Here is an 11,898-nt window from a genome sequence, read left to right as displayed (position 1 = left end):
AGACATGTTTTCGGACTTCAGCCTCGACTTCATCATCTTTGGCATCATGCCCTATGTCGCGCTTACCGTATTGGTGGTCGGCACCATCGCGCGCTATGAACGCGACCCCTACACGTGGAAATCCAGCTCTTCCCAGCTCTTGCGACGCAAACAGTTGATCATGGGGTCGGTGCTCTTTCACGTCGGCATTTTGACCGTGTTCTTTGGGCACCTGGCGGGCCTGTTCACGCCAGTTTGGGTGCTGGATGCGCTAGGCATTCCCTATGCGCTGAAACAATGGCTGGCGGTTCTGGTGGGCGGTACGGCGGGGATTTTCGCTCTCATCGGGGCGACGATGCTGCTGCACCGCCGGCTCACCGACCCGCGCATCCGGGCCACATCGAGCTTTGCCGATATCGGTATTCTGAGCCTGATCTGGCTGCAGCTTTTGATCGGGTTGCTCACGATCACCCAGACGCTGCAGCATATGGATGGGGCCGAAATGGTGCGTTTCATGACCTGGTCACAAAGCGTGGTGACATGGAACCTGAACGCCTGGGCGATGGTGGTGGACGTGCACTGGCTTTACAAACTGCACATCTTCCTTGGGCTTCTGATCACGCTGCTCTTTCCGTTCACGCGGTTGGTACACATGATCTCAGCCCCGATCCGCTATCTGTGGCGGCCGGGGTATCAGGTCGTGCGCTCGCGCCGTCAGGTGCCGTTGTCTTCGGCCAAGGCTGATGTTTCAGCCAACACCCCGGCGGAGTGAGTGCTATGACATCACCGCTTTTTCCGGACGTGATCGTCAATGGCGAGATCATCCCCCACAAGATGGTCGCCGCTGAAGCGCAACACCACATTGGCCCCAGGGGCAAGCCGGGCATCGCTTGGCGCAAGGCCGCCAAGGCCGTCGCGATCCGAACGCTTTTGCTGCAGCAGGCAAGAGCACAAAAGATCGAAGCGCATCCGGAGGAAGTCGCTCCCGGTCAGATCGAAACAGAGGAGGAGGCCCTGATCCGGGGCCTTCTCAGGACCGCCATCGATACCCCGCACCCCAGCGAGCCGGAAATTCGCGCTGAATGAGAGCGCGGGCCTGAACGCTTCCGCAGCCCGCCCCTGTGGGAGGTTTCGCATATCCTGATCGCCTGCGATCCACGCAGTGACACAGCCCGCAAGAAGGCTCTGGCACGCGCAACCAAGCTGACCGGCCTTGCCCGCGATGAGCGTAACGGTTTTTCTGCGCTGGCCGCGCGTGAGAGCGATTGTGGCTCCAAAACCTCTGGTGGGTCTTTGGGTCAGCTGGGGCCGGGCGATACCGTCCCCGAGTTCGAAGCCGTCTTGCGGAACCTCAACGGGGGTGAGGTTACTGAAACCCCCGTTCTGACCCGCCATGGGTATCACGTGATCCGCATGGATGCGGTGGCCGAAAGTCAGGTTTTGCCTTTTGGCGCGGTGCGCGAAAAGATTTCCGACGCGTTGGAAAAAACCGCATGGGCGCGACAGGCTCAGAGTTTCGTGGGTCAGTTGGTCGCGGACGCAGACATCAAGGGAGCCGATTTGAGCGTGGTCTGAAACCCAAGAGGGCAAAGTTGACGACGCACAGGTGGTTTCACTTCGGAACACCGTTAGCCGCGAATTCTGGCGGGTATCCCTAGACTAAATGGTATGCATTCCAATAACTGACACGCTTTGATCAAAGGCAATGTCCTGTCTTTTCCGGATCTGCAATATGTGCACCAAAGATCAGATTTGATCTTGAATGCTTGATACATCAATGGCTGCCCTGCGGGCTTTTGCCGCCGTTTGTGATTTGAAGGCCAACGTCCGTTCAAGGTGTTTCAGCGCGCCACCAGATCGACTTCGAAATCCGAGAATCCAAAGGCAGCAACCATGCTCCTATGCCTCTCGGTTCCAAGGAAGCTCGCGAGGAGATCATCGACCTCGCCCAAAAGTACCGTATCGCTCAGGCCGAACGCGAACGAGCCGAATGCAGGCTGCTTTTCTTCGAAAGGGACGGCAACCAATTCCAACTCCCAGTCCGGGTTTCGCTCAATGAAGCCGCTATGCGCCCGCCCGACGCTGGCGTAGGCATCAACGCTGCCCAGCCTCACGCTTTTCGCAGCTTCAGTATAAGTCTCGAATATAGTGATCCGATCATTGTCCACGCCGAACTCAATTGCGGAGCGATGCTGGAGCTGGTCACGAATAACGGCCAGTTTGATGTCGGCATTGTCTGCTAGGGATTGGTAGTCGTTCAGATTGCGCGGGTTGCCCTTCTTAACAAGCAAGCCGTCGGGAAGTGCCCAGATGGGTCGGCTGAATTGGGCATGCTCGCGCCGCTCATCCGTCGCGAACAGACCCGTCGTCATGCGCCAACGACCATCGGTAAGCCCTAGTAGAAGCTCGGGAAACTCGGTTTCGATAGGGTCGAAATTGGCGAACCTGAGTTTGCCAATGACGTAGCGCGCGAGTGCGACGTCGCATCCAGTGACTCCTCCACGTTCGTCCACAAAGTTGAAGGGTGGCTCGATCAGGTAGGCAAACTTCATTCAGAATCCTCGTTGTTCGTAGGGCCATAGCTGGCAATCTTGATGGCAAGGACGCTTTCGCACTTTTCGAGCTTTGCGCGCTTGGCCTTGAGGGTTTTGGCATGGCCCGTGAGGATTTGGCGCCTCTCAGCGGTCCCAACTTCCCCCTCTTTCGCGAGAGCGGTAAACCGCCGCATCTGCTTGAGCGACATACCGGTCTCGCGAAGCCAGTAGAGAAGTGTCAACCACTCGACATGGCGCGGTGTGAAGTGACGGTGGCCGTCTGCACTACGTTCGATGTCGGGCAGCATGCCGGACTTTTCATAGAACCGGATTGTGTGTGCAGATAGCCCGCACGCCTCAGCCACTTCAGAAATCTTCATCTATGCGATTGCTCCTCTGACCCGTCGATAACGGGTTAGAGTAGGTCTAAGTCAAATGAACAAAGCAGTCATTTGTGCAAGGCGCAGCAGCAATCTAGATGGGCTCCATCCAGACATGCGGCGGTGCAGCGGGCCCAACAACCACATGGAATGGTGTCAGAGGTTGGATATGCGGACATTTGCCGCCTTTTCTGCCAAGAGATCAGATGTCGGCTTTCACTCACTTCGCTTCTCATATGGCCGAGCGGGACACTTTCAACGTCGATGGCTTGAAGATAGTATCATCGGTATGGTTATACTTCGAGGCTATCAGTTTAGCGTATACAATCGTATCGCGCGGGTTGCGCTTCACGAGAAGGATGTCGCATATGAAATCGAAGAAATTGACCCGTTCCAAGCCAATTTACCTCATGACCATTTGAAGCGGCATCCATTTGGCCGCGTTCCGGTCCTCAGCCACGGTGGTTTTGATATCTACGAAACGGCAGCAATCAACCGCTATGTCGAGTCGGCATTCGAGGGACCTAGCCTGCTCCCGACTGAAGCGGAAACAGTTGGTCGTGTCGCACAGGTCGTGTCGATCGTAGACAGCTATGGCTATCGACCTATGATCCGGCAAGTGTTCGCACATCGTGTTTTTCGCCCGTCGGTAGGAGAAGACAGTGACAAAACCGAGATGTCACAGGGCTTGGAGGCGTCGCTCCCCGTTTTAGGTGCATTAAATGCGCTGGCAGTCGAAGGGCGCGTTCTTAACGGCAAAGCTTTCACCTTGGCCGATTGCCATCTTGCACCGATGATTGCGTATTTCGTCCAGGCAGCAGAGGGCGCGAATGCCTTGAAGGAGTATTCTGCTATTGTCGACTGGTGGGCATTTGCAGCTGAGCGAAAAAGTGTCGTGGAGACTGATCCCGGCCTGCCGTCCAGCTAGTGCTATTGTCGAAAAGCTGATGTTCGTGGATGGCGCAGCACCAGGTAAAGATGGGCTCATTGCTGTCGTTGGAGCACTTGCAGCATCCAAGCCCATGCCATGAGATCGGCCATCGTGGACAGCCCACTCTGGACGTTGATCAGCTGGGCAAGTGCCGCGCTGCAGCTTCGTCAAAGCGAGAAATTCTGGCCCTCGGTGGTAGGAGGTTGGGTAACATAGCATGCGGTATCCTGATGGGATCAAAAGCCCGCCCCAGCGACCGAGCTGGAGAATGGAACTTGCAACAGTCCAGCGTCGGTGCAACGGGATAGATAGTTAATCAGGGCAATAGCGAACCCGAACCAGTTTTTTCACTACCCATCCCTGAGCGAATGTCTGTTTCCCTCTCCTTTAGTTCCGCATAGCTGACTGGCTTGCCAAGCAGGTAGCCTTGCACTTCGTCACAACATTCCTTCACCAGCGCCGTGAATTGACGTTGAGTTTCGACACCTTCGGCTGTGACTTTCAGATCAAGGGCATTCGCGAGCGCGAAAATAGATCGGACCAGATCCTCGGAGCGACGATCATTGTGCATGCTCGCGATAAATGTCTTGTCGATCTTGATCTTGCTGAAAGGGAATTGCGTCAGATACGACAGTGAGGAGTAACCGGATCCAAAATCGTCGAGGCTGATCGCAACGCCGAGAGCTGCGATCGCCTCCATCGTTTCCAGTGTTTTTTCAGTTTCCTTGATCATGACCGTCTCGGTGACCTCAATCTCGAGACGGCTCGGGTCAAGTCCGGAAACCTTCAGCGATGAGATGATATCCTCGACAAGGTCAGATGTCATGAATTGAACAGGAGACACATTGACCGAAACACGGGAGGTGCTGTCCAGACCGGCAATATCGCTGCAGCTCTGGATGAGAGCCCAGCGTCCCATCTCGGAGATCAAACCGATCTCTTCTGCTATGGGAATAAACTCTTCCGGTGACACCGCTCCCCGAATAGGGTGCTGCCAACGCATCAATGCCTCGTATCCGACCGCTTGATTGCTGTGCAGCTCGTGTTGCACCTGATAGTGCATCTCTAATTCGCCGCGTTCCGATGCGGTCCTTAGATCTCGCTCAAACTCGCGACGGTTGCGCTCCTCTTCGGCAATTTCAACGTCAAAAAGGACAACCTTGCCGCGGCCTTCGCGTTTTGCTTTGTAGAGAGCTAAGTCAGCACCGATCTTGAGATCGGAGCTATCATCGCCAAACTGAGATAAGGCAATCCCGATTGAGGCGCCCACGTTCGATTGCACTCCGTCAATCATGATCTGCTCTGTCGCAGCGGTTTGCAAACGCTCCGCCAATTCAAACGCGTCGTTGTCGGAAAGACACGGGACCGCAAATGCAAATTCATCGCCTCCGACACGGGCCGCCAAGTCGCCGTCGCTGACGACATCACCGAACCGCATGGACAGCTCCTTCAGCAATGCATCACCTGCCGCATGGCCTTGGCTGTCGTTGACCGCCTTGAACCGGTCGAGATCAAGAAGAATGACAGCAACTTTCTTGCAACTCAAACGTCCTGAATGCCAGTCATCAAGCATCTGCAGCATCGCCTCGTCAAATCTACGGCGATTGAGAAGCCCGGTTAAACCGTCGTATTCCGCCAGATACCGGGCGCGCGTCTCTGCCTTGATGAGTTTTTTCTCGCGTTCGCGCGCATCGGTTACGTCTGTATAAGTAACAACGCCGAGACCGCCATCGTAGCGGCCCGCAATGGCGATAACCTTGTTCCCAACCCGTCGTTCCGCCGCCACCGGTCCTCCGTGGGTCAGGTTTTGACGGAGGCTCTTGATGTGGTCGCCTCCTGAGTCTCCATAGTCACCTCGATCAACGGCGAAACGTACCATATCGAGCCAGTTTCTTCCCGGATCGACCAGACAAGTCGGCAGATCCAGCATCTCTGCGACCTTGGAATTGCTCCATAGAATTTGTTCACGGTCATGGATCATGAGGCCTTGAGCCATGATACCAGAAGTCTTTTCGAAGAATGTCCTCCCGAGATCATGGTTACGTATCTTCTGAAAGACGATGCTTGTTAACGATTCCACGGTTTCGGACCGCAAGCTCCACCCGGCCTCGTGGGCCTGACGTTCTAGCGAATTTTCGTTCAGTTCCTCTGTTTCAGTGAAGATCATCGGGACCGGAGCGCCGTGAGACAGAGTGGACGGATCAAGTGAGAGAAAATTTGCAATTTCTGTGCTGGCGAAAAGCACATTCTGCCCGTCATGCACCAATGTGCAGACGTCCGAATTTGTCGAACCGGCAGGTTCGATTTCTCCTACTAGCGAAGGGATCCCGGTCGGCATGTCGTTCTCGCAAAATGATAGGAGCTGCTATACATCCTCGTTTTCGCTTCGAAAGCACTAATTTGCGGCGAGAATAAATCGTCGATTTTAGTTAAAGCGATGTGTAGTCACCAACGAAGCTGGACCAAAACCGCCATTCATCGAAGTCGCAGCATTGATCACTCTGGGCTCAAAATGGACTTCGGGTGCGGCGCAGCATCTACACTTTGACGGTAACACCGATCGACGTGGACGGCCCAAACCGGACCTTTCACTAGTCGTCAAGATGCTGCGGCGCGGCCCGTCAAACCGGCCGTTCGTTGCGGCCGCCTACTTCAAGTGCCCTTAAACTGACAGTCTGCGGACAAAGCTCTATTTCGCTGCGGTTGCGCTAATGTCCGTTTTGGCGGTGATACGTAGTCTACGCTGCAGCGAAAAAGAATAAGTTTCTCTATCAAAATGACCGTCCAATGAATTTCATGGTTTGACATTTCATTCTCTTCTATACAGCAGTTAGAAAGAAGTATGCAGTCATCTGGAGACGCAACAAGATAAGCGGTACCTGCAATCCATTTAGCTATCAAGCGGATGAAAACGTACCTTCTTTTGACGATACGTTCGCGGTTGTTGTGATGGATGGTGAATGCGCGCTGTGTACCTTCGGCGCACAGCTGATTGATCGCTTTGACAAGACCGGCAATATCCGAATTTGCCCTGTCCAGTCTCCCTTGGGGCGTGCCCTTCTGGTGCACTACCGGATGGACCCAACGGACCCCGACAGCTGGATTTTTCTGGCGAACGGCGTGTGTTGGACGTCGTTTGACGCTTGAATCAAAGCGGGGGAGGCTGTCGGCGGTATCGGGCAATTGATGCGTGTGTTTTGGCTTGTCCCGAGACCAGTCCGGGACTGGATTTATCAACGCGTTGCCCGCAATCGCATCGCCATGTTTGGCAAAGCCGACATGTGCAGTCTGCCAAGCCCGAGTTTCAGGGCGCGATTGATCGGAGATGAGTGATCGTTTCGACGTCCAGTGTTTCGAGTTCTGACAGATAGTCCGCAAGGGAGACCATCCCCAAGCATGGCCTTGCACCTGCAGTAGGCTGATCCCCTTTTGCTATACGCGCAGCGAGGATAATGGCTGGTATCGTCGGGATGTGCGGGCCACAGCCGTTGCGTGCAACAATGAACCAACTCCGCTCTATTTGCTGACCAGGGTTTTCGACGCTATCTCCGGTCAGGAACACATGCATGCCGCCATCTCTGCTACCGAAGGGATTGAACCAATTGCTAATCGACAACAAAGCTGGGGCCATTCGTTCGAGCGGAAGGGGAAGACCAAGTCGCACGAGGTGGGAAATAGCCCAAAGGCCGAGGTGCATCAGGCCAAGCTCCAGCCCCGCGGAAAACTGGATTGTTTTGATGTTATGCCGATCTGGCAGCAAGTCCAAGTCGGGGACATCGCAGTTGGCCATCCACCTTGCACCAAGACCCGGATAAGGTTGGCGGTATATATCCTGCCAACCGTAGATGTCGGGCCTGATCCCTTTGAACGGTGCCAGCCTTCGCCCGACATAGCCAAGAATTGCGCGTGTCGTCGCAAGACCACGTTCGGCCCCTTGCCCTGGTGCAATGCCGTACTTCATCAGGTCAATTCGCGCGAAGTCCGACGCATAGGCGGCCATAACAGCGTCCGAGAGCGCGGGAACTGTGCTTGCACCACTGATAATCGCAACACCGGCGTCTTGCGCTTGCTGGTCTAGTTCGTTGATGCCCGTCACAAATTCCCGCCCATCGGCAAGATCGATATAGTGGATCTTGTGATCAATCGCGGCGCGAGCGACATCGTATCCTTGTCCTTGGAACGGACCAACGGTGTTCACCACGACACAAGGATCATGTTCCTTGAATGCCTGGGCAAGCCCTGTTTCGACATCGAGTTTCAATGGAGTGGCAATGGGACCGATCAATTTTGCTAGATCGCTCGCCTTTTGAAAGTCGCGTCCCGCTATCAGAACGGGGATGCCTTTGGACGCCAGCGCAGCACTTATGCGTTTGCCAAAATTTCCGTAACCGCCAAGGATGAGCGCACAATTAGCCAAGGGTTACCTCATCGATTTCGAACGCACCGGAGTATGAATAGAGATGCCCAAAGAGCCAATGTTGGATTGTCATTTCCATGCGGAAATGAGTGTCGTCGATAGCTTCTTCCCATGCGGAGGGGACGCCAAACAGCCACGTCACCGGGAGCCGCATGGTCAGTCGACCCAGCTTGAACCTGTAACCTATATGTTCCAACCGGACACGGCTGCCGTCAAAGGCGAAGGTCGAGTGCCACCCGATCCCTGCCCCCGTCCATTCCGTCACTTGACTGCCGCCCATATGCTCTAATCGAGAGACAAATTCATATGTGCCGACAGGTCCGAGCCTGAAGTGGCGATGATACCAAAAACCGTCGTTATCAGCGTGCGTGCGAAAGATCACTTCGGTGTCGACGCCTTTGCGATCAACCGGAACAAGGGTTTTGGTCATGCGAAACAGAGGGGCCGCCAACCGCATTAACCAGCTTTGCCGGATATCCATCAGGCCAGTGACACGCACAACGTCGTCTCTGTGTGTCCGGTTTGCATAGTGAGCGTGAAACACCTCGGGCATGGTCGCCCAATCTTCGCCAAAGATCTTTTCGAAGAATGGTTCGTTTTCTGACATGGCCACCTCTTGTCTGCACAGGTTCTAGGTGGTTATCCGTTGGTATGGAATACTTGGTCTTAAAGTGGATTCACATCGTCAGCTCGACCGTGCTGTTCGGGACCGGAATTGGGCTCGCGTTTTTCTATTTTGCAGCGCACAAGGTGAAAAATCTTGCCGCGATCAAATTCGCAACGCAGATGGTGGTTTTGGGTGATCTCATTTTCACGACGCCGTCAGGCTTTGTTCAACTCGTCAGTGGCGCATTGCTGATATCGCAGGCGGGATGGACACTTGACGCCACATGGTTGTGGGTCGCGCTAGTCTTATTTGCGTTTGCAGGCGCATGCTGGCTACCGGTCGTTTGGATACAGGTCAAAATGCGCAAAATAGCGCATGACGCAACCGATCTTTCGCAGCTCCCCGCAGGCTATTGGCGCTACTTCAGGCAATGGGTGCTGTTGGGTTCGCTCGCTTTTCCGGCACTTCTAGCGGTATTTTGGTTGATGATCGCAAAGCCGAGTTTTTGAGTTGATTTGAAGTCGTCGAAGGATGAAAGCAAATCAAATTACCTAGGAAACGATAAGGTTTAAGTAAATATGGCTAAAGCTATTTGGCGTGCCGTAAGCGATATCCATAGCCGAGATTTCGACGGCCGTTTCGTTTTTGCGATACTAGACGTTCGCTGCGACACCGAAAAACGGTAAAGTGAGCTCGCAGCGGCCATCAGAGGCGGTGCAGCATTGCCCCCTGCCCCGCCTCAAAGGATCTCGCGAACGGCCCAAACCTGCCGTTGAACAGAGCCGCTCAATGCTGCGCCAGTAGCCCGCATTGCTGCCATTCGCCGCCAATGCAATGACGGCGCAGGTTGGCAATTCCGGCTCAACGCATGTCGCGCAGTGTTGGAGTTGGTCTGGTTTCCAAGTCGTCGACCCGTTCTCTCGTTGGAAGATCAGCTAGGTCATGGCACTTACGCGGTCTTGCAGTAATGGGATGAGACTATTGGAAAACCATGGGTTCGACTTAAGCCACCTGTTGTTCCTGGGGCTCGGGTGAGGAAGGACGATCTTCTTGGGCCACAAGTCTGACCAGGCTTTCACAGCTTCCGTGACAGAATGATTGGCGTAATCGGGCAGGTACCAATTGATCGCATAGCGTCCAATTACAATGGTGAGCTCAACAGAGCCCAAAGCCTGCAAAACCCGACTGCGCCAAGCTTTGGCACATTCGGAGCGCGGCGGCAGGTCGCCGCTGGTGCCGGTCCCGGGATAGCAGAACCCCATCGGCAGAATCGCGATCTTCGATGCATCGTAGAAAGTCTCGCGGGACACGCCCAACCAGTCCCGGAGCCTGTTCCCCGACGGATCGTCAAACGGGATGCCTTTGCGATGGGTGATGCGTCCGGGTGCCTGCCCTGCGATCAGGATCTTGGACGCCGCATTGAACTGTAGAATGGGTCGGGGTCCCAGAGGAAGATCCTCACAGAGGTCGCATGACATAATGCTGTCGATCAGATCAGTGTTTCGGTTTGGCTGCATGCGGCCCTCCGCTATGGCATGGACGGCGCCTCTGCGCCGCCCTCTGCCGATTGAGGTACTTCAGATCGCCGCCGGGCGATCTTCGGGTTGATGCAGGCCAACCACGGCCAACACCGTCAGGCCGAGGATCATGTAATACCAGAAATCGAGGCCAGCAAAGCCAAGCACGATTGGAGCGACCACGAATGCGATCCCGACAAGACCATCCACCGCCAAATGCAGCGCGTACGGCAAGACCCGAATGACACCGAGGTGATGGTCGGTCAAAACGGTGAGGGCGAAAGCAGCGACGCCGGTGGCAACAGACAGCCAGAACGCCAGTGCATTCTCGGCACCGAGGCCAAAGAGAAACGGCATTGCAATCAGGCCAAGGGCGACTGGGTAGTCCAGATAAGCGTGGATCGATTTTGTGACAAAACGGGGAAACATGGTGGCTTGTCCTTTTCTTCGGATGCTGTGTGTAACTTAGACAGGACAAAGATAGGAGTGCGCTTTCGGTCGATACATGCGGGATCGTCCTCAAATTTGTGCAGATCGTTCAGGTCGTTGAACTTTCGGCTAGGATGACTTTGCGGAACTCAGCCGGCGACATCCCCGCCTCTTTCTTGAAGGTACGGGCAAACGCAGAATCCGACGCGTAGCCCGCGCTTTCCGCTGCGTCCGTCAAGGATGAGCCGGGCGACAGGAGCACTTTCTTTGCAATCTCCATGCGCCATTTGGTGACATAGTCGATGGGCGTCATATCCATCGCCTTTTGAAACTGAACGGCAAAACTGGTCCTGGACATGCCCGCGACTTGCGCCAGTGTCTCGACCGTCCAACTGTCCGCGGGGGCCTTGTGAAAGGCGTCCAGCGCCCGGCTCAGATTTCGGTCGGCAAACGCCCCCAAACCCCATTCCGGGGCATCACTGCTTTCGATGAAGGTTCGAACCGCTTGCGCAAAGATGGTTTCAGACATCTTCAGGGCGATCAGATCGCCGCCCATCTTTTGGCCGCCGGATTCCTCGCCGATCATCCGTAACGTAGCCTCCATCCAACGGCCCGCACTCTCGCCATAATTCTTGAGATGGATGATGGGTGGCAGACGCTCCATCAGGATATGGCGCGCATGAGGTTCGAACGAAAAATGACCGCAGATCAACTGTGTTTCGCTTTGTGGCTCCTCACCGCCATAGACCAGCACGCCAGTCCCGGTGAAACCCGAAACTTCCAGAACCCTATCCAGGGGCATGATCGTCCGCTCGGGGTCGTGTCCACAATAGAGCGCGTGCGGCGCGCCATGTGGAATGATCACCAAGTCTCCCTGAGCCAGATCGACGGGATCATCGACACCCTCGACGCGGATGAGGCAATTGCCACGGTGCGCGAAGTGAAACCGTGCCACGTTCTCGTACCGCGGAACGGCGACGCCCCATGGCTTGGTGAAAGACGTGCGGAAATAGATCGTTCCACGCATGGACAGGTTCGTCAGGATGTCACTGAGAAGGTCAAGCATGCGCAAATCATATGGAACCGCATGAAACTGTACAGAGG

The 11,898-nt window shown here is 55.1% G+C and carries 13 protein-coding genes and 1 pseudogene; 6 read left to right on the top strand and 8 right to left on the bottom strand.

What is annotated here, in order from left to right:
* Positions 1-4 precede the first annotated feature (4 nt).
* The 3 genes and pseudogenes from narI to Q1A63_RS00140 all read left to right on the top strand — a co-directional run.
* Positions 5-751, top strand: a complete 747-nt coding sequence (narI, locus tag Q1A63_RS00150) for a respiratory nitrate reductase subunit gamma (protein ID WP_298968247.1) — start codon at positions 5-7, stop codon at positions 749-751.
* A gap of 5 nt (positions 752-756) precedes the next feature.
* The gene (locus Q1A63_RS00145) at positions 757-1,065 is read left to right on the top strand and encodes a hypothetical protein (protein ID WP_299630242.1); all 309 of its coding nucleotides are present in this window, start codon (positions 757-759) and stop codon (positions 1,063-1,065) included.
* Positions 1,066-1,086: 21 nt separating this feature from the next.
* A pseudogene (locus Q1A63_RS00140) lies at positions 1,087-1,554 on the top strand (peptidylprolyl isomerase); the annotation flags it as partial.
* A gap of 266 nt (positions 1,555-1,820) precedes the next feature.
* On the opposite strand, the gene Q1A63_RS00135 reads toward Q1A63_RS00140, so the two are convergent.
* Positions 1,821-2,531: a transporter substrate-binding domain-containing protein gene (locus Q1A63_RS00135; protein WP_298968243.1), complete on the bottom strand. Its 711-nt coding sequence runs from the start codon at positions 2,529-2,531 to the stop codon at positions 1,821-1,823.
* Positions 2,528-2,893: a MerR family transcriptional regulator gene (locus tag Q1A63_RS00130; protein ID WP_298968242.1), complete on the bottom strand. Its 366-nt coding sequence runs from the start codon at positions 2,891-2,893 to the stop codon at positions 2,528-2,530. The genes Q1A63_RS00135 and Q1A63_RS00130 overlap by 4 nt, the downstream gene beginning before the upstream one ends.
* A 289-nt stretch (positions 2,894-3,182) precedes the next feature.
* Between Q1A63_RS00130 and Q1A63_RS00125 the strand changes: the two genes are divergently transcribed.
* Complete coding sequence (locus Q1A63_RS00125; protein ID WP_299630239.1) at positions 3,183-3,821, top strand: glutathione S-transferase family protein; 639 nt, start codon at positions 3,183-3,185, stop codon at positions 3,819-3,821.
* A 319-nt stretch (positions 3,822-4,140) separates the two neighbouring features.
* On the opposite strand, the gene Q1A63_RS00120 is transcribed toward Q1A63_RS00125, so the two are convergent.
* A complete protein-coding gene (locus Q1A63_RS00120) occupies positions 4,141-6,162 on the bottom strand; it encodes an EAL domain-containing protein (protein WP_298968238.1) in 2,022 nt (673 codons plus the stop codon).
* Between the two features lie 611 nt (positions 6,163-6,773).
* Here Q1A63_RS00120 and Q1A63_RS00115 point away from each other — a divergent pair.
* Positions 6,774-6,971 (top strand): DUF393 domain-containing protein, encoded by a 198-nt coding sequence (locus Q1A63_RS00115; RefSeq protein ID WP_298968236.1) that lies wholly within the window; start codon positions 6,774-6,776, stop codon positions 6,969-6,971.
* A gap of 157 nt (positions 6,972-7,128) precedes the next feature.
* Here Q1A63_RS00115 and Q1A63_RS00110 read toward each other — a convergent pair whose 3' ends face one another.
* Both Q1A63_RS00110 and Q1A63_RS00105 read right to left on the bottom strand, forming a co-directional pair.
* Positions 7,129-8,241 carry a saccharopine dehydrogenase NADP-binding domain-containing protein gene (locus tag Q1A63_RS00110; protein ID WP_298968234.1) on the bottom strand — a complete coding sequence of 371 codons (1,113 nt, stop codon included), beginning with the start codon at positions 8,239-8,241 and terminating at the stop codon, positions 7,129-7,131.
* Positions 8,234-8,848, bottom strand: coding sequence for a DUF4166 domain-containing protein (locus tag Q1A63_RS00105; protein WP_298968232.1), 615 nt, complete (start codon positions 8,846-8,848; stop codon positions 8,234-8,236). Before Q1A63_RS00105 ends, Q1A63_RS00110 begins: the two co-directional genes overlap by 8 nt.
* A gap of 44 nt (positions 8,849-8,892) precedes the next feature.
* Here Q1A63_RS00105 and Q1A63_RS00100 point away from each other — a divergent pair, with 44 nt between their 5' ends.
* Positions 8,893-9,357: a DUF2269 domain-containing protein gene (locus Q1A63_RS00100; protein WP_298968230.1), complete on the top strand. Its 465-nt coding sequence runs from the start codon at positions 8,893-8,895 to the stop codon at positions 9,355-9,357.
* A 426-nt stretch (positions 9,358-9,783) separates the two neighbouring features.
* Here Q1A63_RS00100 and Q1A63_RS00095 read toward each other — a convergent pair whose 3' ends face one another.
* The 3 genes from Q1A63_RS00095 to Q1A63_RS00085 form a co-directional block, all read right to left on the bottom strand.
* Entirely contained in the window at positions 9,784-10,365 is a 582-nt protein-coding gene (locus Q1A63_RS00095; RefSeq protein ID WP_298968229.1) for a uracil-DNA glycosylase family protein, read from the bottom strand.
* A gap of 60 nt (positions 10,366-10,425) precedes the next feature.
* Positions 10,426-10,794, bottom strand: coding sequence for a hypothetical protein (locus Q1A63_RS00090; RefSeq protein WP_298968228.1), 369 nt, complete (start codon positions 10,792-10,794; stop codon positions 10,426-10,428).
* Between the two features lie 109 nt (positions 10,795-10,903).
* Positions 10,904-11,860, bottom strand: a complete 957-nt coding sequence (locus Q1A63_RS00085) for an AraC family transcriptional regulator (RefSeq protein ID WP_298968226.1) — start codon at positions 11,858-11,860, stop codon at positions 10,904-10,906.
* Between the last annotated feature and the right edge of the window lie 38 nt (positions 11,861-11,898).

It is taken from the genome of uncultured Roseobacter sp., from assembly GCF_947499265.1.
Lineage (GTDB): Bacteria > Pseudomonadota > Alphaproteobacteria > Rhodobacterales > Rhodobacteraceae > Roseobacter.
The sequence above is the reverse complement of the archived record's forward strand: the minus strand, read 5'-3'. Positions and strand labels throughout refer to the sequence as shown.

What these genes read in the sequence shown, in the direction of transcription:
- narI (WP_298968247.1), top strand. Translation starts at nt 5, where the DNA reads ATGTTTTCGGACTTCAGCCTCGACTTCATCATCTTTGGCATCATGCCC.
- Q1A63_RS00145 (WP_299630242.1), top strand. Translation starts at nt 757, where the DNA reads ATGACATCACCGCTTTTTCCGGACGTGATCGTCAATGGCGAGATCATC.
- Q1A63_RS00135 (WP_298968243.1), bottom strand. Translation starts at nt 2,531, where the DNA reads ATGAAGTTTGCCTACCTGATCGAGCCACCCTTCAACTTTGTGGACGAA.
- Q1A63_RS00130 (WP_298968242.1), bottom strand. Translation starts at nt 2,893, where the DNA reads ATGAAGATTTCTGAAGTGGCTGAGGCGTGCGGGCTATCTGCACACACA.
- Q1A63_RS00125 (WP_299630239.1), top strand. Translation starts at nt 3,183, where the DNA reads ATGGTTATACTTCGAGGCTATCAGTTTAGCGTATACAATCGTATCGCG.
- Q1A63_RS00120 (WP_298968238.1), bottom strand. Translation starts at nt 6,162, where the DNA reads ATGCCGACCGGGATCCCTTCGCTAGTAGGAGAAATCGAACCTGCCGGT.
- Q1A63_RS00115 (WP_298968236.1), top strand. Translation starts at nt 6,774, where the DNA reads ATGGATGGTGAATGCGCGCTGTGTACCTTCGGCGCACAGCTGATTGAT.
- Q1A63_RS00105 (WP_298968232.1), bottom strand. Translation starts at nt 8,848, where the DNA reads ATGTCAGAAAACGAACCATTCTTCGAAAAGATCTTTGGCGAAGATTGG.
- Q1A63_RS00100 (WP_298968230.1), top strand. Translation starts at nt 8,893, where the DNA reads ATGGAATACTTGGTCTTAAAGTGGATTCACATCGTCAGCTCGACCGTG.
- Q1A63_RS00095 (WP_298968229.1), bottom strand. Translation starts at nt 10,365, where the DNA reads ATGCAGCCAAACCGAAACACTGATCTGATCGACAGCATTATGTCATGC.
- Q1A63_RS00090 (WP_298968228.1), bottom strand. Translation starts at nt 10,794, where the DNA reads ATGTTTCCCCGTTTTGTCACAAAATCGATCCACGCTTATCTGGACTAC.
- Q1A63_RS00085 (WP_298968226.1), bottom strand. Translation starts at nt 11,860, where the DNA reads ATGCTTGACCTTCTCAGTGACATCCTGACGAACCTGTCCATGCGTGGA.